23 protein-coding genes are annotated in these 23,568 nt (G+C 40.0%); 15 read left to right on the top strand and 8 right to left on the bottom strand.

The window, feature by feature from the left end; genetic code table 11:
* Positions 1–6: 6 nt before the first annotated feature.
* The 9 genes from ADH99_RS08885 to ADH99_RS08845 all read left to right on the top strand — a co-directional run bounded on the left by ADH99_RS08885 (position 7) and on the right by ADH99_RS08845 (position 8,835).
* Complete coding sequence (locus ADH99_RS08885; protein ID WP_049555692.1) at positions 7–384, top strand: hypothetical protein; 378 nt, start codon at positions 7–9, stop codon at positions 382–384.
* A complete protein-coding gene (locus ADH99_RS10555) occupies positions 384–2,774 on the top strand; it encodes an SA1320 family protein (RefSeq protein ID WP_049555691.1) in 2,391 nt (796 codons plus the stop codon). The genes ADH99_RS08885 and ADH99_RS10555 overlap by 1 nt, the downstream gene beginning before the upstream one ends.
* Before the next feature lie 382 nt (positions 2,775–3,156).
* Positions 3,157–3,579 (top strand): hypothetical protein, encoded by a 423-nt coding sequence (locus ADH99_RS08875; RefSeq protein WP_049555690.1) that lies wholly within the window; start codon positions 3,157–3,159, stop codon positions 3,577–3,579.
* The gene (locus ADH99_RS08870) at positions 3,572–5,101 is read left to right on the top strand and encodes a lipase family protein (protein WP_049555689.1); all 1,530 of its coding nucleotides are present in this window, start codon (positions 3,572–3,574) and stop codon (positions 5,099–5,101) included. Before ADH99_RS08875 ends, ADH99_RS08870 begins: the two co-directional genes overlap by 8 nt.
* 60 nt (positions 5,102–5,161) lie before the next feature.
* On the top strand, positions 5,162–5,464 hold the full coding sequence (locus tag ADH99_RS08865; RefSeq protein WP_049555688.1) for a hypothetical protein: 303 nt from the start codon (positions 5,162–5,164) through the stop codon (positions 5,462–5,464).
* A gap of 17 nt (positions 5,465–5,481) precedes the next feature.
* Positions 5,482–5,805 (top strand): hypothetical protein, encoded by a 324-nt coding sequence (locus ADH99_RS08860; RefSeq protein ID WP_049555687.1) that lies wholly within the window; start codon positions 5,482–5,484, stop codon positions 5,803–5,805.
* 151 nt (positions 5,806–5,956) lie between these two features.
* The gene (locus tag ADH99_RS08855; protein ID WP_053091365.1) at positions 5,957–8,200 is read left to right on the top strand and encodes a heavy metal translocating P-type ATPase; all 2,244 of its coding nucleotides are present in this window, start codon (positions 5,957–5,959) and stop codon (positions 8,198–8,200) included.
* A gap of 20 nt (positions 8,201–8,220) precedes the next feature.
* Entirely contained in the window at positions 8,221–8,418 is a 198-nt protein-coding gene (locus ADH99_RS08850; protein WP_049555735.1) for a heavy-metal-associated domain-containing protein, read from the top strand.
* A gap of 99 nt (positions 8,419–8,517) precedes the next feature.
* Positions 8,518–8,835, top strand: coding sequence for a heavy metal-binding domain-containing protein (locus ADH99_RS08845; protein WP_005606452.1), 318 nt, complete (start codon positions 8,518–8,520; stop codon positions 8,833–8,835).
* 651 nt (positions 8,836–9,486) lie between these two features.
* On the opposite strand, the gene lacD is transcribed toward ADH99_RS08845, so the two are convergent.
* The 7 genes from lacD to pfkB form a co-directional block, all read right to left on the bottom strand.
* Positions 9,487–10,491 (bottom strand): tagatose-bisphosphate aldolase, encoded by a 1,005-nt coding sequence (gene lacD / locus ADH99_RS08840; RefSeq protein ID WP_049555686.1) that lies wholly within the window; start codon positions 10,489–10,491, stop codon positions 9,487–9,489.
* A gap of 62 nt (positions 10,492–10,553) precedes the next feature.
* Positions 10,554–11,711, bottom strand: coding sequence for an N-acetylglucosamine-6-phosphate deacetylase (gene nagA / locus ADH99_RS08835; protein WP_049555685.1), 1,158 nt, complete (start codon positions 11,709–11,711; stop codon positions 10,554–10,556).
* 27 nt (positions 11,712–11,738) lie between these two features.
* Positions 11,739–12,905, bottom strand: coding sequence for an SIS domain-containing protein (locus ADH99_RS08830; RefSeq protein WP_049555684.1), 1,167 nt, complete (start codon positions 12,903–12,905; stop codon positions 11,739–11,741).
* Between the two features lie 19 nt (positions 12,906–12,924).
* A complete protein-coding gene (locus ADH99_RS08825; protein WP_049555683.1) occupies positions 12,925–13,653 on the bottom strand; it encodes a GntR family transcriptional regulator in 729 nt (242 codons plus the stop codon).
* 217 nt (positions 13,654–13,870) lie between these two features.
* On the bottom strand, positions 13,871–14,320 hold the full coding sequence (locus ADH99_RS08820) for a fructose PTS transporter subunit IIA (RefSeq protein ID WP_049555682.1): 450 nt from the start codon (positions 14,318–14,320) through the stop codon (positions 13,871–13,873).
* Between the two features lie 35 nt (positions 14,321–14,355).
* Positions 14,356–15,759 (bottom strand): PTS fructose transporter subunit IIC, encoded by a 1,404-nt coding sequence (locus ADH99_RS08815; RefSeq protein ID WP_049555681.1) that lies wholly within the window; start codon positions 15,757–15,759, stop codon positions 14,356–14,358.
* A 20-nt stretch (positions 15,760–15,779) separates the two neighbouring features.
* Positions 15,780–16,700, bottom strand: coding sequence for a 1-phosphofructokinase (pfkB, locus tag ADH99_RS08810; RefSeq protein ID WP_049555680.1), 921 nt, complete (start codon positions 16,698–16,700; stop codon positions 15,780–15,782).
* A 112-nt stretch (positions 16,701–16,812) separates the two neighbouring features.
* On the opposite strand from pfkB, the gene ADH99_RS08805 reads away from it, so the two are divergent.
* Genes ADH99_RS08805 through msrA form a run of 4 tightly spaced genes read left to right on the top strand, consistent with a single transcriptional unit; the run spans position 16,813 to position 19,778 of the window.
* A complete protein-coding gene (locus ADH99_RS08805; RefSeq protein ID WP_049555679.1) occupies positions 16,813–17,583 on the top strand; it encodes a MurR/RpiR family transcriptional regulator in 771 nt (256 codons plus the stop codon).
* A gap of 55 nt (positions 17,584–17,638) precedes the next feature.
* Positions 17,639–18,316, top strand: coding sequence for an L-serine ammonia-lyase, iron-sulfur-dependent subunit beta (gene sdaAB / locus ADH99_RS08800; RefSeq protein WP_049555678.1), 678 nt, complete (start codon positions 17,639–17,641; stop codon positions 18,314–18,316).
* 26 nt (positions 18,317–18,342) lie between these two features.
* Positions 18,343–19,245, top strand: coding sequence for an L-serine ammonia-lyase, iron-sulfur-dependent, subunit alpha (gene sdaAA, locus ADH99_RS08795; protein WP_005606433.1), 903 nt, complete (start codon positions 18,343–18,345; stop codon positions 19,243–19,245).
* A gap of 11 nt (positions 19,246–19,256) precedes the next feature.
* Entirely contained in the window at positions 19,257–19,778 is a 522-nt protein-coding gene (gene msrA, locus ADH99_RS08790) for a peptide-methionine (S)-S-oxide reductase MsrA (RefSeq protein WP_048711518.1), read from the top strand.
* 157 nt (positions 19,779–19,935) lie between these two features.
* Here the strand turns inward: msrA and ADH99_RS08785 are convergent, their stop codons facing one another.
* Positions 19,936–21,102: an aminotransferase class I/II-fold pyridoxal phosphate-dependent enzyme gene (locus ADH99_RS08785; protein WP_049555677.1), complete on the bottom strand. Its 1,167-nt coding sequence runs from the start codon at positions 21,100–21,102 to the stop codon at positions 19,936–19,938.
* 258 nt (positions 21,103–21,360) lie between these two features.
* Here ADH99_RS08785 and mnmE point away from each other — a divergent pair, with 258 nt between their 5' ends.
* Together mnmE and ADH99_RS08775 are read left to right on the top strand one after the other, a co-directional pair.
* Positions 21,361–22,749 carry a tRNA uridine-5-carboxymethylaminomethyl(34) synthesis GTPase MnmE gene (gene mnmE / locus ADH99_RS08780; RefSeq protein ID WP_049555676.1) on the top strand — a complete coding sequence of 463 codons (1,389 nt, stop codon included), beginning with the start codon at positions 21,361–21,363 and terminating at the stop codon, positions 22,747–22,749.
* Between the two features lie 337 nt (positions 22,750–23,086).
* Positions 23,087–23,563: an NUDIX hydrolase gene (locus tag ADH99_RS08775; protein WP_049555675.1), complete on the top strand. Its 477-nt coding sequence runs from the start codon at positions 23,087–23,089 to the stop codon at positions 23,561–23,563.
* Positions 23,564–23,568: the final 5 nt, after the last annotated feature.

Genomic DNA, 23,568 nt, shown 5'->3' with positions numbered 1-23,568 from the left:
GGAAGGATGAAGAAGGTATTAAGGTTAGTTGCAATTTTATTTGGTGCATTTCTAATTGTTGGATGTTCAAAACCTAAGATTACGAAAGAACAACAAGATAATGTTGCAATTCGCATCTATAGAAATTACGATATACAAGAAATCGAGTTCTTAAGTTTTACAAAAAATGAGAGTACGGGAAGTTACATTCTTAATGTCAAAATCAATGATGATGAAAATAAAGAAATTTCGATGTTAATCAGCAATTACAATTTTCTAAATGAAAAAGATGGAGAATTGTTATTAGGTCCAATAGAGGAATTTAAAGAAATTAAGCGGGAAAGAGTACTTGAAGGAGATATTTTGTTATCCAAAATTAAAATTAGATATATAGGTGGAAAATAATGTTAACAGATGAAAAAAACAAATCCATTTCTGATCAGGTATATCAGCTAGACTCATTTAGAAAAGATTACAAAGGGGGACTAATAGAAAATTCTATTCAACCTTATGATTTATCTAAGCCTCATTTAGGTAGTTATAAAATATTAAAAGTCGAAGATAACCAAGAAAATGGGATGCAAGCGATGGCGGTTGCTCCCATTGGGGCTGATGGGCAACCAGATTACTCTCAAATAACCATCACGTATGCGGGGACTAATGCTGATGATCGAAGAGATACAACAACTGATATACAGATGATAGGCTATGGTAATACCGACAGAATGGCTTATGTAGATTCAAATAATAGAGGCAAAGTAGTTGGATCGCAAGCGGTCTCTGCTCTTCGTTTTGCGGAAGAAGTTCGTAAGCAATTTCGTAATTCACAAATTACTACAACAGGACATTCACTAGGAGAAGCTTTAGCAATCTATGTCGCATTAAAAAATGGATGGGACAATATGGGTTCTCATGGTCCGGATATTCATAATATGATAACTCCTGAAGAACTCGCGTATATGAGAGCTCATCCTGAACAATTTAAGAATTATCGAGGTAATTATGATTATATCGGTGGGATTACGGGGAATGCAACGGTTACCGGGATACATCTGGACTATGGATTTGATTTATATACACATAATTTAACGTATTGGCAATTCGATCAGTTTCAACGGATTATTTATGGTAATGGAGATGTTGTCTGGGGGACTGCAAAGAAAGATATTGATATAGATGGAGATGGAACGGTTGATTTCCATGTTAAAGGAATTGATCCTAAACCCAGGGATTTACTTAGTGCGGATGAAAACTGGATTAGTAGTGGAGATAAGATTCAAGTAAATCCAGGAATATTACGTTCTCTTCAATCCAACCTAGAAAAAAGGATAGTTGATTTATCTTATATTCAGAAAATTCTTGAGGCAAGTTCCAAAAAGAATCATCAGATTAGTGAGAGTTTCGACAAACGGAAAGAAAAAGTTACGGAATCTATTAAGAATGTTTTTAAAGAAGCAGGATTAGCATCAGTATTATTTAAACTCCAGGATAGCGTGGGCGTGATTATGAAAAATCACCGAGTGTTAGAAGAGGGAATGATTTACTCAGAATTAGAGATGTATCATTTTAATTCCAGACAAACACCAATACTTAATGATGGAGATTTGAATGTCACTGTCTGCAATACGCAATTAGCGACGTTGAGATATGCTTGTGACCCTTTAGTTGATAGAGTTAATAAAGAGAAAACGTGGACTATAAGTTCGTTCTTAAGCGGAGGAACTCCTACCCTTATGAAATCTTGGGAAGTTATTGAGGAAGAGACCCAAACTTTATTAAAGAAGAGTGATGAGTTATTTGAAGGTGAAGGCTTGAGAGAAGGGAAAAAGGATGGAATAAGTGAGTCATTGGCAACTGTATTGGAAGTGATTATGCGAAATACTGATGAATTGGCTCATTGTATTTTTAATATTACAGAATTAATAGGCGGGATTGCTGATAATTTTGAGCAGGTGGATTCATGGTTGGGAGAACAACTATCAGAAGGGAAATATTCGCTTCCGTTCATTAAAGGAACTCTTCCTTTAAACTATCAAGCGTATTTAAATAGAGACGGGATATTTGATGATGTTAAGGATGTTCTTCAAGCTTTTGACCGACAAGTTGAAAAACGTAGTTCAGAATATGCAAAAACAGTTTCAGAAGTCTATCAACAATCATTAGAAAAATTTGATAAAGGACTTCGAGATTTTCTTTCTTTTAAAGATGTTTTAGAACGGGCTGTTTCAGATATTACTAGTAATTTTGAATTAAGTATTTATGTAAAAGAAGAACAGACTACTTATGAAATAGTTAATGGTAAGAACACCGAGAAAAAAACATATCCCGTAACATATTGGGGGAAATTGAAAAACCTATATCCTTACAAAACACGGGAGAATATAAATCGATTACAAACTATTATTATTCCGGCAATCAGTAGGGTAGAAAATGTTATCTGGCAGATTCGAGATGTTAAAAATTCGATGGCTCTTCTTGAACCTCAATTAAAACCCATTATTGGAGATGGTGTGTATCATGCTTTTGATTTGGATGAGATTGTTAAAGGACAGAAGATGGTGGCAGCTATCGCGAATCGACTCGGGCAAGAGTTAAATCATGTGATTCAAGTGATGGAGGCAGAGGGAATGCAAGCTAGTGCGATTTCTACATTGAAAGCGAAACTATCCCAAACACATCAACTGATTAGATACTACGTTCGATTTGTGAATGACTGTTTCGGTGATAATGAATTTAGTGATTATGTAGCCTCAAGCGCGGGTCCAAATACCGAAGCGACTTTTACTTTAAATTAGCAAAACTAATTATAAAGAAGGAATTAAGCGATATGTTTAATTCCTTCTTTTTTTATTATCAAGAGCTGATTAGAACCATAACGATAGCTTTTATTTAGTTGTAGAATTAACCAAAAAATGCAAATGTATCATTTTTGATACATCTCAAAAAATTCTCTTCGTAATATGTTTTAATGACGTATATTGGAATAGTAACTTAATGATTCAAGAACTAAGTGTTCTACCGATTATTCGTTAAAAACGTAGTGCTTTATAGAATAAGTCAATTTTAATTAATAAAACTATATGAAAAATTAATGAAATATCTTATAATACTGGTAAGAGTAGTCTCTTTAGACAATTAAATGATAAGAAGTAAGTATAGAAGGTTGGAGGGTGGAACATGAAGAAGAAATTAGCCATTATAGGAACAATTGCATTATTAGGTGTAGGAGGTTTTACAGTGTTCAATTTAAATAACCCAGATTGGCGTGCAAATACAATCTTTGCTACCGTAAGAGATAAACACTTAGCGTGGTTGAAGGAACATGAAGAAGAGATTGTAGCGTGGATTCACTCAAAGTATCCGAAAGTAGAATCAGTACAGTTTGATTGGAACACATATCGAGTAGGTGAAGTAAGTAATGGATTTTCTTCTAATGGGTACAGACTGTCAGTAAGAGGTACATTTAATAATATAGCCGAAACAGTACTCTATATTAGCTTTAGTTTAGATAATGCAGATAGTATGCCAGATATTTCTAGAATGGGTATGAATCATCCACCAGGAATTAAAGAAGGGAATGTTTTAAAAAATTATGAGTGACCTAAAAACGTTTGATAATTTATATACTTCTTTGTCTCAAAGTGCGTATGAAGATAGGCCTAGGAATTTTAAGGAAAGATCTAGTGAGGATATTCCGGGGGAAATTAATTATGCTGAAGATTACGAAGAGGATAAAATAAAAATTGATGGTGGTAAGAATCTCCCAAACAATGGAATAGTGTATGTCCATAAAGATAAGACTATCCAAACAGTAACCGAAAGAATGCCTATGGATGATAAGTTTGAGTATGAAAAGGGATTGCTATCAAATGAGAAAGATGGATTTAATTCGTATTTTCTTACAGATACTCCAGAGTTGAACACTGATACAAAGAACGCCTATCTAGCTGTAAAAGGAAGTGATGCCCCAAGTTTAAAGAATTTAGATGCTATAAGGAATGATTGGCTCGGAAATAACTACCCTTTTACGATGAATGATGAGTATATAATTCAGGGAAAATTAGTTGAAGAGGCTCTACATGCAAAATTAGCAGAGTTGCGAGAAAAAGCACCTAACGCAAAATTAAATATCACAGGACATTCTCTAGGGTCGATTGCTTCTGTACAGGGAGCAGCTCATCTTAGTGTAGAAGAATTAGACCAAATTGGTGAAATTGTTGTTTTAAATGGGCCAGATACACTAAAGAGTCTAAGAAAATCTGGGGTTTCTGAAGAAGTAATTCAAATTCTTAATGAAAAAGTAACGTATTACGTAAATCCTTTTGATATTGTTTCAATGTTAAATCGAAATACAGATGAGCAATTAGGAAAAGTGAAAGTAATAGTACCGTTTAATTTTGCAACGACGTTCGAGAATCCTAATTCTCATGACTTTGGAGAGTATAGAGTTTATTCGGATGGAACGATATTGGAAGCGACTGAGAATTTTTTCCCAGCATATTTAAAAGCAGGAGAGAAATTAAGCAAATTATTAAATAAATATATTGAATTGATAAAAGAAGATAGTAAAAATTCTGACATAGAAGGAAATGGACACTCCCGGTATTTTCTCGCACATTTAGTCAATGGAGGTCTTTATTACTCTAAATTTATGAAAGAATATCAAGAGATAATCGAAGAAACAAAATTAGAAGTAATATCTTGGGGAAGAAAGAATATTCAATTATTACAAGGAAAATTATTGTATGCGAATGGTGCCGAAAGAATTAAGTTACGTAGCCAATTAATTTTAACTCTATCCCACCTCTCTAGAATAGAATCAGATGATAAAGTATCTAAAGTGTTGAAACTATTAGAAGAAAATAAGAGAAGAGTTAAGATGTTAACAGAATCAGCTTATAAAGAGGCAGCGAATGTTACATTGTATTTAGAGATTAGTGAATTTCAAGCTATAATATCTGAGTTTAACTTCGAAGAAAATTGGGACGAATCGAAGGAACAGTTGAACAGAGACTTATTAAAGGCGTATTTAGAGAAGATATATAAATTTTCGGATACTTTATTTTATGCGACTGAGAAATTAGAAGAGATTGATAGAGAACAAGGGGAATTATTTGTCTAATCAACAAAAAGGATTTGATCTATCAGTAAAAGAAAAATGAGAAGGAGAAATATACAATTTATGGTATATTATAATGATTCTTTAACGAACGGACTTTTTAGAGATGAATACGACACAGAATTTATGAAGCTTGATGAAATCATTACAATCAGAGCAATTATGTCTAATCGGAAAATGCAAGTAGAGGCGCTACGGAACGAACTAGCATCAAAATTAGAAACAAATAATGAGGAGTTTAATCATTATTATTCTAAGACGCTTATAGAGCAATTAGAAAAGGGATTTGAAGGAAAAACCGCAAAATCAGCAACCGATTTTCTACGAGCATTTCCAAAAATTGAACTCAAAAATCCAATTAACTAAACGAGGTTGTAGATATCATGACTAAAGGAAAACTACATGATTTTGAAATGAACTATCAAGCTAATCGAAAAAAATATCTGCAACAGCAAGATGCGATAAAAAATGAACTAGCATATGCAAAGAGAAGACGTGCTAACCTCATGGACTATATTCTAACGATATATCGAGATGTTGATCTTATTTATGCGAAGCCTTTTTTATCTGAATTAGAACAGAACGAAGAACAGATGAATAAAGTCTATCAAAAGCAGATAGAAGAGATAGAACACCAAATGTTAGAGGAAAAGAAAGCATATTTGAAGCAAATCGAATTGTTAGAAACAGATGATAATATAGACTAGTATATACGAATAATAAATAAAGGGATTAGGCACAGTAAGTGCCTAATTTTTTTTATTTTTAAATTTTCTTGAACCTCCTTGTTGACATTTGTAAATTATAGTTGTAAACTAACAATGTAAATTACAAATGTAAACGAAAGCGGTGAAAGTAATGAGCAAACAAAAAGAGTACATTATTGAAGGAATGAGTTGTGCTTCATGTGCCATGACGATCGAGAATGCCGTCAGCAAAATTCCAGGCGTTGATAAAGCTAGCGTCAACTTGGCGACCGAGATTATGACTGTTGAAGCAAACGATAGCGTGACCCCTGAAGACATCGCCAAAGTGGTCGATGGTGTGGGATACGGCGCTCGTCCTCGTGGCAAATCAGTGGAAGAAGAACTCGAAGAAAAGAACGAAAAGAAAGAAGCGCACTTAAGAGAAATGAAGCGAAACCTAACCATTTCAGCGATTTTCACCGTGCCACTTCTCTTTATCGCAATGGCCGATATGGTTGGAATTCCAATGCCAGCGTTTCTAAGCCCTATGCAAAGCCCTGTGAGCTACGCGCTGATTCAATTGGCACTCGTTCTTCCAATTCTCTGGCTTGGACGTCATTTCTTCGTGGATGGATTTAAAGCCTTGTCTAAAGGACATCCAAACATGGACAGCCTAGTCGCCCTTGGAACAAGCGCTGCGTTCCTGTATAGCCTTTACGGAACGTACCATGTATTAGAAGGTCACGCGCATTTTGCGATGAACCTTTACTACGAATCAGCCGGTGTTATTTTAACCTTGATCACACTTGGAAAATACTTCGAAGACGTGTCAAAAGGGAAAACATCCATGGCGATTCAAACGCTCGTAGGACTCGCTCCTAAAATGGCGACCGTTTTACGAGACGGACAAGAAGTAGAAGTTCCTGTAGAAGAAGTGCAAGTGGGCGACCTCATTCGTGTAAAACCGGGTGAAAAAGTTCCAGTCGATGGCGTCGTGACAGAAGGAAACTCAACCGTTGACGAATCGATGTTAACAGGGGAAAGTATTCCAGTATCGAAATCAGTTGGCGATGAAGTGATTGGGGCAAGTTTAAATAAAACAGGTTCCTTCATTCTAAAAGCAACAAAAATCGGGAAAGACACAGCTCTCTCTCAAATCATTCAGTTAGTCGAACAAGCACAAGGATCCAAAGCACCGATTGCCAAACTGGCCGACAAGGTTTCTGGAGTATTCGTTCCAATCGTAATCGTCTTGGCTCTTGTTTCTGGACTTGCTTGGTATTTCCTTGGACAAGAATCATGGGTATTTGCCCTCACGATTACCATCTCAGTGCTCGTTATCGCCTGCCCATGTGCGTTAGGGCTTGCGACACCGACCGCTATCATGGTTGGGACTGGTAAAGGGGCCGAAAACGGGATCCTTCTTAAGAGTGGGGAAGCGTTGGAAGAAGCCAACCACGTAAATATGGTTGTTTTCGACAAAACAGGGACTATCACAAACGGAACTCCTGTTGTCACAGATGTGGTTACTGCCGATTCTACCGATGCAGATGCCCTCATTCGCCTAGCTGCTAGCCTTGAAGTAGCGTCAGAACACCCTCTTGGCGAAGCGATTGTTGCCAAAGCCAAAGAACAAGGAGCTGCATTTGATGAAGTGACGAACTTCGAAGCCATTCCTGGTTTTGGGATTAAAGGCCACGTGGGTGAAACACTCGTCTTCCTTGGGAATGAAAAATGGATGCGCGAAAATGGTCTTGTTGATGAGGCGATGAATGAAAAAGCGAACCGTTTTGCCGAACAAGGGAAAACGCCGCTCTATATCGGATATAACGATGCCGTACAAGGCTTGATTGTTGTTGCGGACACTGTGAAAGAAAGCAGCGCGCGTGCCATCCAAACCCTACATGAAATGGGCATTCAAGTCGCTATGATGACAGGGGACCACGAACGGACTGCGCAAGCGATTGCCGCTGAAGTGGGGATTGACCGCGTATTTAGTGAAGTTTTACCGCAAGATAAGGCGAATTATGTTTCAAAATTGCAAGAAGAAGGCTATATTGTGGCGATGGTGGGAGATGGTATCAATGATGCCCCAGCTCTGGCACAAGCACAAGTCGGTATCGCAATCGGTACCGGAACAGACGTAGCCATCGAATCTGCAGACGCCGTCTTAATGAAGAGCGACTTGATGGATGTGCCAGCGATGTTAAAACTCAGCCGTGCAACCATCCGTAATATTAAAGAAAACCTATTTTGGGCATTTGCCTACAACGTTATCGGAATTCCATTTGCGATGGGAGTTCTTCACCTCTTTGGCGGACCACTCCTCAACCCAATGATTGCCGGAGCCGCAATGAGCTTCAGTTCCGTATCCGTTGTCCTCAACGCCCTTAGATTAAAACGCTGGAAAGCATAACTATAAAGGAGAGATTTATGATGAAAAAAGAATATAATTTAGAAGGAATTAAATGCGAAGGCTGTGCCAACACAGTGAAAGAACGCTTCTCAAACGTCCCAGGCGTAACAAACGTTGAAGTCAGCTTAGAAACAAAAGTAGCTACAGTCGAAGGCGACGCAAGCGTCGACGCATTACAAGCATCTCTTGAAGGCACAAAATACAGCATTCAAAAGTAAAAAAATTTACACCGCTTGAATGATATATCGGACCATTCTCCTATAGATTTTTTACCACAGGTGCAGTAATATGAAGATAGAACAAAAGGAGGAATTTCTATGATTATTACTACAACGCAAACGGTCGAAGGGTATCAAATTGTTGAGTATAAATGGATTGTTTTTGGAGAAGTGGTAGCAGGTGTTGACGCTATAAAAGATATCGCAGCAGGACTAAGAAATTTCTTTGGAGGCCGTTCTAGAGCCTATGAAGGAGAACTGTCAGAAGCCAGAGAAGAAGCTCTACAAGAAATGGAAGAAAGAGCTACAAAAATCGGAGCGAATGCTGTAGTAGGCGTGAAAATGGACTATGAGTATATGGATGGCATGATTATGGTCACCTGTAGCGGAACCGCAGTCGTTATTGAAGAATTATAAAAATTAAGAAAGCTAGGCTATTTGCCTAGCTTTCTCTTTTGTTGTTCCTGTTTCATCTCAAGGTTAGTAGAAGTAAAAAAGTAGAGCGTTGCGAACAACACCAATTGTGGTTTCGAAGAACCTTGCGGATTCTATAGTAATAGTGATGGGAGTTTGCATTAAAATGAGGGAGAAAGACAGAAATGGCCAAAATAGAAGAAACTATTTTGGCCATTTCGTTTTCTTTCCCCCACAAAGTTGAATAGGGACGAGCGAGTTACATGTAGCGAAGCTCGTTCCATTCAACCACTGTGCAAAGGGGACGTAGGAATAACATTCCGTACGTCCCCTTTGAGGCTTTAAAGGCGAGAGACTTTAGACTCGAGCCGGTGCCTCATCTTTGTAATCCTCTCTTTTTCTCTGCAATCCATGGTTAGTAGAAGTGAATAAAGTAAAGCGTTGCGAAAAAAACACCTAGGATTCTATACGAGTAGTAGTTGCGAGTGTACTCGATGCGAATTACAGACTCAGGAAATGAAATTTCCTAGAGTCTGTTTGAGGCTCGAGAGGTCTGAGACCTTGGCTCAGACCGGTACAGCCATTACTACTCGTATGAGAAAATCCTAGGTGTTTAAAAGAGCAACGCTCTTCACTTATTGTGTTTAATATTTATTATTTTACTTCAACACGTTCTAACCATGGAGTTGCAGTTTCATCTAAAACAACGTTAAGGTCCTCAATGTTCTTACGTCCTTGATTTGCCAACCACGCACGACCAGCTTCTTCCCCTTCAGTCGCAAACACAGCTACAGCATCTTTCCATGTTGCACGACCACATAACACACCATTGAAAGTAGAACCAGCTTCTTTAGCAAAGCGTAGAGTTTCTTGGAATAATTCAGCAGAAACACCAGCACTTAAGAAGATGAATGGTAAGTGAGTGATTTCAGATTGTTCTTTGAATAAACGTAATGCTTCTTCGCGAGTATAAACAGGTTCAACGCCTTCTTTAGTGTATCCTTCTACGAAGTTCATGTTTACTGGAACTTCCACTTTTAATACGTCAACGTTGTAACGTGGGTCAGAGAAGACTTTCATTGCGTCGTTTACTTTATGAGGTTTAACTTTAGCGTATGCAGCTGATTTCACATCGTCGTCACTTGCTTCGTAAGAAACGATTTCTAAGAAGAACGGAATATCTTCTGCCACACATTCGCTACCTACACGTTCTACCCATGCATGTTTGATGTCGTTGATGGCTGGATCTTCGTCAATATCATAGTATAAAAGAACTTTTACAGCGTCAGCGCCTAATTCTTTAATACGTTTTGCAGACCAGATTGGAAGTAAGTCTGGTAAGCGGCCGATTTCAGTTGCATCGTAACCAGTTTTTTCGTAAGAGATTAAAAGTCCGCAGTCTTCGTGGCGTAATTTTGCAGCTGGAAGACCATATTCTGGGTCTAAAAGAATTGAAGAAGAGTATTTTGTTAATTCTTCAGAGATTAATTCTTTGAAGCGGATGATGCCTTCGTCGCCTTTAACGTTTGGGTTTCCTGCAGCAATCATTTTTTTCAATGAACCACGTTGGTCAATCGCTAAAGCACCGATGACATGGTTTTTGTTAGAAAGTTTTACTAAGTGATCATATTTTCCTTTTGTTAATACTAATTTTGACATAATAACACTCCTTAAGTTATGGATTGGGGCACTCTCACGCCTCGTACTCACTGTCTTTTTGATTATTTTACTTCGAAATAAGGCTTACCGTCTAAGTAAGTCGCTTTGAGTTGTAACTCATCGTCTAATACGATGAAGTCCGCTGCATACCCTGGGTCGATGCGTCCGCAAACGTCGTCGATACCGACTGATTTTGCAGGAACAAGGCTGGCCATTGTAATCGCTTCGTGAGGAGTCGCAATGCCCCATTTCACAACGTTTTGAACCCCTTGGATAAGTTCCAAAATACTTCCGGCAAGGCTACCGCCGTCTTTTAATCGAGCCGTACCGTCTTTTACGATAACAGGGAATTCTCCCAGCATCGATTCGCATTCGCCCATGCCGCCCGCACGCATGCAGTCTGTAATAAGGGCTACATGGTCGTGACCGCAACATTTCATAACGATACTTGCGCTCACTGGGTGTACGTGGTGACCATCACAGATCAGTTCGTCGAATACGTTTGGTAATGTGAGTGCCGCGCCGACAACACCTGGTTCGCGGTGATGTAAGCCGCGCATTCCGTTGTATGTGTGAACGAAGATGTTCGCACCGGCTTCAACGGCGTTTTTACAATCTTCGTAAGTGCCATCTGTATGGGCAAGAGCCACATAGATGTCTTTTGTTTTCGCGTGTTTGATGAAATCAACGGCACCGTCACGTTCTGGCGCAATCGCGATTTTCTTCACCCAACCGCCAGCGCGTTCTTGCCATTCATCCAAGATTTCAGATTTAGGGTCGCCCATGTATTTAGGGTTTTGCGCGCCTTTGTATTTTTCACAGAAGAATGGACCTTCTAAGAAAATTCCTCTGATTTTAGCTCCGCCAAGTGTAGTTGCGTTATCGCCGACAGTTTGGCAAACATCCGCTAATAATTCGCGAGATGCGGTTAAGGTTGTTGGTAAGTATGAAGTAACCCCGCATGAAGGAAGTCCTTCTGAAATGGTACGAAGTGCTTCTACGTCATTATCCATGACGTCAGCGCCTTTAAATCCGTGAATATGTGTATCCACAAGACCTGGAGCAATTTGATAGTTGCCGTAGTCGATAATCGTAGCGCTACTTTCTGGTTTTTCGGTTTGGAAGGCTCCGAAAGTTCCGTTATCCAAGATTGGTAAGTATCCTGGACCTTTCACTTCGTCTTCAAAATAAAATGCTTTGGCATAAATATAAGTTGTCATAGGATCATCTCTTTTCAATAAAGTTATTTATGCTTCTAATGGGTGAATCGTTACTCCTTTAACGACACGGTTAACAGTGCCTGTTGGTGAAGGAGTGTCTGGTTTGTTTCCAACTTTGATAGAAGAAAGTAGAGAAACGGTTTGGCCAAATACTGCATATGGAAGTGCAAGGTAAGCATCTGGAACGAAACGATACTCTTTATCAAAGCTGAAGGATAGACCTTCAAAGTCGCTCTCTGCATCCACTCCAACCGCAAGTACAAGACCTGCGATTTGGTCGCCGTGTAATTCGTTTAAGATATCGATATCGTATTGACGAGTATAGTCATCGTTTGATACGAATACGAAGGCTAGAGAAGAGCTGTTTACAAATGATTTAGGACCGTGACGGAATCCCATTGAAGAATCGAAGGCTGTCGCAATTTGACCAGCAGTCAATTCAAGAATCTTCAATTGAACTTCGCGAGCAAGTCCGCTGAGAGAACCAGAACCTAAGTAAATCACACGGTTGTAGTCTAAGTTCACGTAATGTTGAATCACGTCTTCACGTTCTAGAACGCTTGTACCCATTTGACGGATGGCTTTTACAAAACCTTCTTTTTCTTCAAGTGAGTGAGCTTCGTCGAATACAAGAAGCGCTGTAAGAGTCATACATGTGAAGCTTCCTGTCATCGCAAAACCAGCGTCGTTAGAGCGATCTGGCATCATTAAGAGTAAGTTGTTTGTGTCATCTTTAGCAGCGATGGCTAATTTTCCTTCGGGCGCACAAGTAATCGTGATTTGATAGAAGTCGCGCACGATTTGTTGGCCAAGTTGCACACTTGCAAGGCTTTCTGGTGAGTTACCGCTACGTGCAAATGAAACAAGCACTGTAGGAATTTCTGCTTTGAAGTAGTCATGTGGATTACTTACAAGGTTTGTTGTTCCGACTGATTGGAAATCAAAACGGTCTTCATTTCCTGTACGTTTTAAGTAAGGAAGAATCGTATCTCCCACATATTGTGATGTACCCGCACCTGCGAAAATCACGCGAAGGCGACCTTCAGGTAAGTTGTTTAAGAAAGCACTAATGCGTTCTAAGCTTGCTTTGTAGTAATCAAAAGCTTCTTTCCACAATTCTGGTTGTTGGCGAATTTCGCGCGTTGTAATTTCTGCAGATAAAGCTTCTAATTGACTGGTTGAAAATTGAAACATAATACCCCTCCAAAATTTTTTATTGATTTGTTCGATAGTGTCTTACCTTGTAGAAGAATTGATCGCTTCTAGCTACACTAATGGTGTATTCAATAATGCGATTTTCGTGATTCAATGTCGTTCGTCTAAACCTTAAGCAAGCTCCATGCGGATCCACATCCAGCGCTTCAGCTTCTTCCGCATTTAAAATACTTGCGGAAAATTCTTCGTCAGCATAGTGGATTTGCTGATTGAACTTACTTGCAAACAAATCGTATAAAGAATGACCTTCTAGAAGTGTTTTTGTTAACCCTTTAAAAACATCGTAAGGTAAAAATGTGGTTTCCTTCATAAGTGGAATTCCGTCTGCATACCGAATGCGTTTCAATCGAAATAGCTTATCACCCGCTTCAATCCCAATTAATGGGGCGATAAATTCATCCGCTTCATAACAGTCCAGAGAAGTAATCTTTGTCGTAGGGACTTTACCGAGTTCCTTCATCTGTTCTGTAAAACTATATCCTTCTAGTAAGTTTTGACGTTCTTTCCACTGATTTGAGATGAACGTCCCTTTGCCATGGCGTTTATAAATAAACCCAAGTGTCTCCAATTCTTTTAGCGCTGTTCTAACAGTGGTTCGACTCACATTGTATACTTTCGTAATTTCTCTTTCTGAAAGCATCTTTTCGTGCGCTTTCCCCTTTGTTTTAATGAAATCCATTAATGCTAGACTTAGCGTTGAATAAAGAGGAGAGGGTTTAGCAACCATATTGAATCCTCCTTTCAAAAACATTCTACAACTGGTCACTACCAGTTAACTTTATTGTAAGAGTTTTTATCGGTTTCGTCAATAGAATTGGAGGAAAAAGAATGATGATCCCCAGAAAAAATGAAAGCAGCTCCCAAAATTCACTTATAAGTGAATTTTGGAAAAGGAGTAAAAAAGAGAGAATAATCATCGTTATTCTCTCCCATATAATTGGAGGCTAAGCTCCTAAGTGACTATTTAATACCCCTTCAAGTTGATCAGCAGTTCTAGCGCCTAATAAAGCATCTTTGACATCGGATTTCATGAGCATCCGAGCTACGGTTGCTAGTAGCTTCAGATGGGTTGTTCCAGCTTCTCCGTCAGGAATTAATAGACTAAAGATGAATAAAGTAGGTTTCCCATCCATACTATTCCAATCGATTCCTTCATTAAGTCGTACAATCACGATTTTCGGAGTCGTGATGGCACTTGATTTTGCATGTGGAATCGCGAATCCGTCCATCATTCCTGTTGTTCCTTGTTGTTCACGTTCTACAAGTCCGTTGTACACAGCATTTTCGTCTGCTGAAACGCCTAGTGCTACAGCTTTTTGCGCAATGAAGTGAAATACTTCTTCTTGAGAAGTAAGGTTTTCATTTAAGAAAATGGCTTCTTTACTAATTAACATTTCAAACCTCCTAAGATTTTAAAAACGATTGCCTACTATTCAGAAAGTGGTTTACGAGTGGCTCCAAGAACAACACCGCCGATAACAGAACCAATCGCAATCGCTAATACCCATAAGAATGGATGTGTGACAACTGGTAATACTAGGAATCCACCGTGAGGAGCAGGGACTTGTACGCCGAAAAGATAAGTTAAAATAGCAGCGATTGAAGAACCTAACATCATTGAAGGCATCGCGCGAAGTGGATCTTTTGCTACGAAAGGAATAGCTCCTTCAGTAATGTGTGTTGAACCTAAGATGAAGTTAACTAAACCAGCATTACGTTCGTTTGTGTCAAAACGATTTTTGAATAATAATACGGCAACGGTTGTGATTAGTGGAGGAGCAATACATGCTGCAGAAACCCCAGCCATGAATGCAGTATTTCCTTCGCCAAGAAGAACGGTACCTGTAACGTATGCAGCTTTATTCACTGGACCACCCATATCAAAGGCACACATACATCCAATTACAAGACCAAGAAGAATAGGGTTTGAATCTTGGAATCCCTTTAAGAAGTCCATTAGTGATTGATTGATATCTGCCATTGGACTAACAATAACACTCATAAATAGTCCGGTGATTAAAACACCCAATAGTGGATATAAGAAAATAGCTTTTAAACCGTCCAAGGCTTTTGGTAATGCTTTAAATAATTTTTCTAAAAGAACGACTAAGTACCCCGCGAAGAAACCACCGATGATACCACCGAGGAATCCTGCGCCACCGTTACTTGCCATTAAACCAGCAACAAAACCACTCACTAAAGCGGGGCGATTTCCGATACTTTGTGCAATGTAGGCTGCTAGAACGGGAGTCATCAAGCCCATTGCTAAGCCACCAATTTCTTTTAATTGTGCAGAAAAGGCATTGTAAGTTTCATGATTTGGATCGAATGAGTATATTCCGAATACCGCAAATGAAATCGCGATGAGCACCCCACCACCAACGACGAATGGAAGCATATGTGAAACACCATTCATCAAATGTTTGTAGATTTCACGACCAATAGAGCTCTTACCAACGTTAGAAGATTGTGGAGCTTCTGAAGCTTCAACAACTGCATCGTCAGAGTGGTATTTCACAACGCCTTCTCCGCGAAGAGCTTGTGCCACTAATTCATCGGCATTTTTAATTCCTTGTCCAACTGAAACGTCGATAATTTTTTTGTTGACGAAACGTTGTGGTTGAACATCCTTGTCAGCAGCGATAATGACGGCTTTTGCATTTGCGATTTCTTCGGGAGTGAGTTCATTTTCAACGCCGATTTGACCATGTGTTTCAACTTTAATCGTTACTCCTGCTTTTTTAGCAGCCTGTTCAAGAGCTTCTTGTGCCATATAAGTGTGTGCAATCCCTGTCGGACACCCAGTGGCAGCGATAATATCATATTTTGTCATTGTTTTTCCTCCTTTGTGTGCTATGAAATGCGTTTGATTTGTTGCATTAATGTAGGAACGTCTGAAAAATCTGTCAATCCAGGTCTAAATGCGGTTGAACTACCTGCAGCCACAGCTTTGATCAAAGCTTCTTCATTTGATAAACCTAATAATTGGCTTCCGACAAATGTAGCTAAAAGAGTATCGCCGGCACAGGCAGTATTTACAACTTCTCCTTTTGGAGCTGTTACATGGATTGTTTCTGTTGGCGTGAATAGAATTGCTCCCTTTTCGCCTAAGGAAACTAATACATTTTCGGCGCCTTTTTCGAGTAGTTTTTGACCACAGTCTTTAATTTCTTCAAGGCTTGGATTTATCAAACCAAACCACTCAGCCAATTCTTCATCGTTGGGTTTGATAAGATAGGGGCGGTATTTTAAAAGGTCGGGTACAAAGTCAGCAGAAGTATCAAGGATTAACTTAAACCTTCTAAGTTGAGCGGCTTTTGCAATTTTTTCATAAGTCGTATAGGTAATGCCTTCCGGATGACTACCAGATACAAATAAAAAGTCCTCCATATTCATATTCTCTATTATTTTGAGGAGTGCTTCTTCTTGGAGTGGGCTTACGCTAGGACCTTGATTTACGAGTTTAAACTCTTCACTCGTTGATACTACTTGAGTAAATACATTGATTCGAGTGATTCCGTCTACATTAACGAACTGTGTTTGGATGCCTTCCTTATGGAGCTCGTCTTCGATGAATTGACCAGTAAAACCTGCTTTAAAACCTAATGCTGTGTTGTTCATCCCAAGTTTTTTTAGAATAAAGCTGACATTTACTCCTTTTCCGTTTGGGATGTAAACGGCCTCTTGCGTTCGGTTTACTTCAGAAGGCAACATTTGCAAGGTTTTAATAAACAAATCGATGGCTAGATTCATCGTACAAGTATAAATCATCATTTCACCTCCCATTATGATTTTTTGTTATACTTATTATTACATACAGCATACTGTAAATGTTTTCTAAAATGAGGTTAACATTTGTAAAACTTTACAAAATGGAGGGGTTCACATGTTCAACACGAAAGGTTTAACAAACACTGAAAAATATCTACTTGCCTATATTGAAGAACATATAGAAGAGATGCCTTCTATTTCAATTGTAAAGTTAAGCGAACGAGCAAATGTTTCAACTGCGTCCATTGTGCGAACAATGAGAAAGCTCGGGTATGATGGCTTTACGAGTTTTAAACATGATTTGAAGAAGCAATATCGATTTGCAAATGAAAATTTATCAACTTTCAAAAGTTTAGAGGTTGTGGATCAAAAGATTCAAGCCGTTGTAGTGAAAAATGAGCAAGAGGTCCGACGAACAATTGAGCAATTGGATAGCAGAGCAATAGAAGATGCTGTTCAAGCAATTTTTGGGGCACAACGCGTCTACTTATTTTCTCGGGGGCTGAGTGAAATGATTGCCAGTGAAATGGAGATAAAGTTTCATCTATTAGAGCGAACGTGCGAACAATATGTAGACCCCAATATTATAAAGACGATTAGCCATCGATTAAATGCGCAAGACGTGGCGATTATTATATCCCTGAATGGACATACAGAAGAATTAGTCGAAGCAGCCAAAGTGTGTCAACAAAATGAAGTTCCCATCGTTTTAGTAACCGCTAATGGTGCGAGTCCTCTAGCAAAATTAAGTGATATTACTTTTGTTGGATATAAATCAGAAAGCTCGTACTTCCCAGATTATGAAGTTCGTTCGCGCTTGCCACTACAAGTGATTAGTCGAATATTGTTAGATGCTTATGCTATAAGGGTTGCCGGCCAAAAATAATTTACATTACAGGCGGATACTGATACGATAGTAAAGCAAAGAAAGGAGCGCCGACATGGAAAGTAATAAAGTACAAAATTATAAGAGTTGTTTTGATATTATTGGTCCGATTATGGTGGGCCCTTCTTCTTCACATACTGCGGGGGCGATTGCGATTGGTGCTCTTGCGAGACAATTATTCGGTGGAACGCCAAAAAATGTGCGTTGCGACTATTATGAGTCATTTGCTGAAACCCATAAGGGACATGGGACAGATTTTGCGATTATTAGTGGAATCTTAGGCTTTGCAACAGATGATGAGCGTGTGCCTCGAGCGGTTGAAATCGCTAAAGAAGAAGGAGTCCAAATCGAGTTTGTCGAGCGAAAAGAAATGAGTCCAGTCAATCATGCCAATACTGCAGATTTAACTTTAAGCGACGAGAAACGTACGATTCGCCTCATTGGAACTTCTGTTGGTGGCGGAGCGGTGGAAGTGAAGGTTATCGAGGTCGATGGCTTTAAGATGGAGCTTACAGGCCCACTTCCAATATTGCTCGAAGTGGTATCTCTTGGTGAAATGCCAAAAGTATATCAATTATTACAAGAGCATGGGGTGACCATTTCGAAGCAAAGAGTAGAAATGGCTGAAAATCGCCAAATGATCGGATATGAATTAGCGGATTTATTATCACCGGAATTCAAACAACAAATACAAACATTAAGACAAACGCATACGATTTATCTGTTTGCGTAATGAGATGATGAGGAAGGAAGTTTGCAATGTTTTCAACCATTAAAGAATTGGTAGCATTAGCAACAGAACAAAAGAAACCCATTTCTGAAATCATGATTGAACAGGAAATGGCCATGACCCAGCAAAGTCGTGAGTACATCTGGGAAAAAATGGAAAAAAACTTACAAACGATGAAGAATGCCGTTGAACGAAGCGTCGAAGGAGAAGGGGTGTTTTCTCCAACGGGACTAACCGGTGGCGATGCGTTGAAGATGAAGAAATATCGTGAACGTGGAAAGACTTTATCGGGCGATAGTGTCCTAGCAGGTGTGCAATATGCCCTAGGAACAAATGAAGTCAATGCCGCAATGGGCTTGGTCTGCGCGACACCTACCGCTGGAGCCAGTGGAACTTTGCCAGGAGTTGTGTTTTCAATTGCAGATACAATGAACTTAAACCATGAACAGCAAGTGCGTTTTCTCTTTACGTCTGCAGCCTTTGGGATGGTCGTTGCCAATAACGCAATGATTTCTGGAGCGATGGGCGGATGCCAAGCGGAAGTTGGAAGTGCCAGTGCGATGGCCGCAGCTGCAGCCGTTGAAGCGGCAGGAGGAACACCGCAAGAGAGTTCAGAGGCTTTTGCGACAGCACTTGGGAATTTATTAGGACTTGTTTGTGACCCTGTAGCGGGGTTGGTAGAAGTGCCCTGCGTGAAGCGAAATGCGATTGGTGCAGGAAACGCACTGATTGCTGCGGATATGGCGCTTGCGGGGATTACAAATGTGATTCCAGCGGATGAAACGATTGAAGCGATGCGCAGTATCGGGGTCAGAATGCCACGAGAGTTGCGTGAAACCGGAATTGGTGGAACAGCAGGAACTAGAACCGGTGTCGCTATTAAGATGAGAATTTTCGGGGAAGATGTTTCATTGAACCCGGAACAAGAGTAGGAGGAGCACATATGGCAAAAGAAATTGCAACATTTGCAGGAGGCTGTTTCTGGTGCATGGTGAAACCATTTGATAGCCAACCAGGAATCGAGTCTGTCATCTCAGGATACACAGGCGGCCACAAAGAAAATCCAACGTACAAGGAAGTTTGTAGCGGAACAACAGGACATACGGAGGCCGTGCAAATCACGTTTGACCCAGAAGTATTTCCATACGAAAAACTCGTAGAAGTCTACTGGCAACAAACGGACCCAACGGATGCAATGGGACAATTCGTGGACCGTGGCGATTCATATAGACCGGTGATTTTCTATCATTCCGAGGAACAAAGAAAGATTGCGGAGGCTTCTAAAGCGGCCTTACAAGCAAGTGGTCGATTCAAAAAAGACATCGTGACAAAAATCGAGCCTGCAAGTACGTTCTATCCAGCAGAAGAATATCATCAAGATTTCTACAAGAAGGATCCAGAACATTACAAACGTTACCGCGGACTTTCAGGTCGCGACACTTTTATCGATAGTATTTGGAAATAAGAAAAAGAACTAAAATTATCATATATGATAATTTTAGTTCTTTTATTGTTTATTCTACCTCTGAGATAAAAAATAAAAACGATATAGTTTATAAGCTATATCGTTTAAAGCTGGAAGGCGAAAAAGACCATATATGGTCTTTTTCGCCTTCCAAATGTTAGATGTTTGCTAAGTAAGTTGTTAAACGAGCAACAACTTCTTTTAAGTTTTCCATTGAAGCAGCGTAACTGAAACGAACATAGCTTTCGCCACCAGGTCCGAAAGATATCCCTGGAATGAGCGCTACTTTTGCTTTTGGAGCAAGGTCACGCACAAATACCCATGAGTCTGTACCGCATTTAGAAGGAATTTTCGCGAATAAGTAGAACGCTCCGTCAGGACTTGCCACTTCGAAGCCAAGTTTCTTCAATTCCGCAGCCAGGTAGTCACGACGCTCGCTATATTCAACCATCATTTTCGCGCAGTCATCTTGGCCATGTAACATTGCCGCAAGCGCTCCGTATTGCGCAAAGCTTGTTGGAGCTGTCACCATGTATTGGTGTGTTTTTACGACTTCGTTCATGAAGTGTGTTGGTCCTAAGATAAATCCGATACGCCATCCTGTCATTGCGTGTGATTTTGATAAACCAGTGATGACAATGGTTTGTTCCGGTAAGATGTTTGCAAGAGAGTAGTGAGTCTTGTCGTATGTTAATTCCGCATATACTTCATCGCACAACGCCCATAGTTGGTGCTCTTTAATCACTTCAGCTAAATCTTCTAATTGTTCTTTAGAATATGTTACGCCTGTTGGATTACTTGGGTATACAAGAACAACTGCTTTAAAGTTTTTATCTGGGTTTGCTTCGATGGTTTCGCGTAATTTGTCCGCTGTTAAAACGAAGCCGTCTTCACTTGTATCTACTGTAATGAAGTTCCCTTGGTTCACCAATGTGATTGGCAAGTATAACGGGAAGACTGGAGTTGGCGCGATAACAGTGTCGCCAGGGTTTAAGATGGCTTGTAAGCTAGCGTTAATCCCTTCCGTTGCCCCGATTGTTGTGATCACTTGGTCTGCTGTGTAATTAAAATTAAATTTCTTGTTGTAATATTCTGCCGCAGCTTGTCGTAATTCAGGAATCCCTGAGTTTGGTGTGTAGTGTGAATGATTGTCTTTAATCGCTTGGATAGCCGCTTCTTTAATATGCTCAGGTGTGTCAAAGTTTGGCTCTCCAAGAGTTAATTTGATAATGCCAGGAATTGTAGAAACTTCTGCGTCAAATTGACGAATATCAGAAACTGCAATGCCTTCTACGATTTTGTTAAATGGATGTTCTACGGTCATAGGAATCCTCCTTTAAATTCATAGTTTGATTGTAGCTTGTTTTGTAAAGGAGTGCAATGACAAGTATAAAATTTAGAAATAAAAATACAAGTCGCTCAGAAAAAAATCTAATATTGGCTTTCTGTCTATGAATTCTACATAAAATAGTGTATAATCTCTTTGAGAATATCGGTTAGCAGTCAAAGTGCGAGCCACCCTAGAAACGAAGGGGTGGAGTGTGCACTTTTTTTGTGCAATAAAACGAAAGTGAGGGACAGTATGCAGACAGAATTTGATACGATTGCGGCGATTTCAACGGCGCCTGGCGAAGGAGCAATCGGGATTGTCCGTATCAGTGGAGAGGATGCAATTCGCATTGCAGACGAAGTGTATCGATTGAAAGATAAACGATTAAAAGAACAACCCAGTCATACGATTCACTATGGGCATATCGTGGATCCAAAGAACGATGAAGTCATTGATGAAGTGATGGTGACGGTGCTTCGCGCGCCAAAGACTTTTACGCGTGAGGACGTTGTGGAAATCAACTGTCACGGCGGGATTGTGGCGATTAACCGCATCTTACAACTCGTTCTTCGCATGGGAGCACGTCTGGCCGAGCCAGGTGAATTTACAAAACGCGCCTTCTTGAATGGACGTATCGACTTGTCGCAAGCGGAAGCCGTGATGGATTTGATTCGTGCCAAAACGGATAAATCGATGCAAATGGCGATGCGCCAACTCGACGGAGAACTTTCGAAGTTAATTCAGAATTTACGACAAGAAATCTTAAACACATTAGCGCAAGTGGAAGTGAATATCGATTATCCAGAGTATGATGATGTGGAAGAGATGACCTTGCAACTGTTGCGCGAGAAGACGCAGCAAGTCTCACAAGGCATTCGCGCATTGCTAAACACGGCAAGCCAAGGAAAAATTTTGCGTGACGGATTGAAGACAGCGATTGTTGGACGTCCAAACGTAGGAAAATCGAGTCTATTGAACGTGTTATTACGCGAGGAAAAAGCCATCGTAACGGATATCGCAGGAACGACTCGTGACACGATTGAAGAGTATGTGAATGTTCGAGGAGTGCCACTCCAACTGATTGATACGGCGGGAATTCGTGAAACGGATGACGTTGTTGAACGTATCGGGGTGGAACGAAGCCGTAAAGCATTAAGCGAAGCGGATTTCGTGCTCTTAATTTTAAACCAAAGCGAAGAGTTGATGGACGAAGACCTCCGCTTATTAGAACAAACTAAAGGTTTCAAACGCATTATTTTATTAAACAAAACAGACTTACCAACAAAAATTGATATGGACAAGGTCAAAGAATTCGCAACAGACAGCGAAATTGTCACAACGTCAATGCTGAAGAAAGAAGGCATCGACCAATTGGAAGAAAAGATTGCCGATTACTTCTTCCAAGGGCAAATGAATGAGCGCGACGCTACGTACTTATCGAACACGCGTCATATTGCGCTTCTTGAAAAAGCAGAACAAGCGCTGCAAGAAGTGGCGAACGGGGTCGACATGGGTATGCCTGTTGATTTAATCCAGATTGATTTTACCCGCGCTTGGGATCTCTTGGGCGAAATCACAGGCGACACGGTTCAAGACGAGCTGTTAACACAATTGTTCAGCCAGTTCTGCTTGGGTAAATAAGCAAGTGTGCTCAAAAGAGGTAGAGAGTTGGCAGTTTGCTGTAAGAAACTGATACAGAATACGAATAATAAGAGATGAGAGCATGCAGAATTTTAATTGTAGGCTCTCGTGAAAGAGTAATAACAGAAATTCTTACGGATTCTATAGTAGCAGTAATGGCGGTTGTAATCGATGCGAATTAGATTCTCTTAAAATTGATTTTTAGAGAATCTTTGAGGCTCGATAGGTTGGAAGACTGTAGGCTTCCACCGGTACAGCCATTATCGCTACTATGAAGATATCCGTAAAGAATTGAAGTTATAACTCTTTCAACGAAAGGCACAAGGAGGAAATGCTGATGACGAAGCTAGCGACGATCTGCTATATCGATAATGGCAAAGAATTTTTACTGTTATTACGCAACAAAAAGCCAAACGATGTCCATGAGGGCAAGTATATTGGCGTTGGTGGAAAGCTTGAAGCAGCAGAGACTCCTGAAGAATGTGCCGTTCGTGAAATTTTTGAAGAAACAGGACTGACGGCGACAAAGATGGAGATGAAAGGAATCATCACCTTCCCAGAATTCACCCCAGGACACGACTGGTATACGTATGTGTTTCGTGTGACGGAGTTTTCAGGAGAGCTGATTGATTCGCCAGAAGGGACGCTGGAATGGGTTCCTTACGATGAAGTCCTCCAGAAACCGTCTTGGGAAGGGGATCGCATTTTTCTAGAGTGGATTTTAGAGAATGATCCGTTCTTTTCTGCGAAGTTTAATTATGAAACAGGCGAATATGTTAGTCACAATGTAGAATTTTATGGAGAAAGAAAGTAAAGGAG

The organism is Granulicatella sp. 572.rep1_STHE (genome assembly GCF_001073445.1).
Classification (GTDB): Bacteria; Bacillota; Bacilli; order Lactobacillales; family Aerococcaceae; genus Granulicatella; species Granulicatella adiacens.
This window is presented reverse-complemented; position numbering and strand designations above follow the sequence as displayed.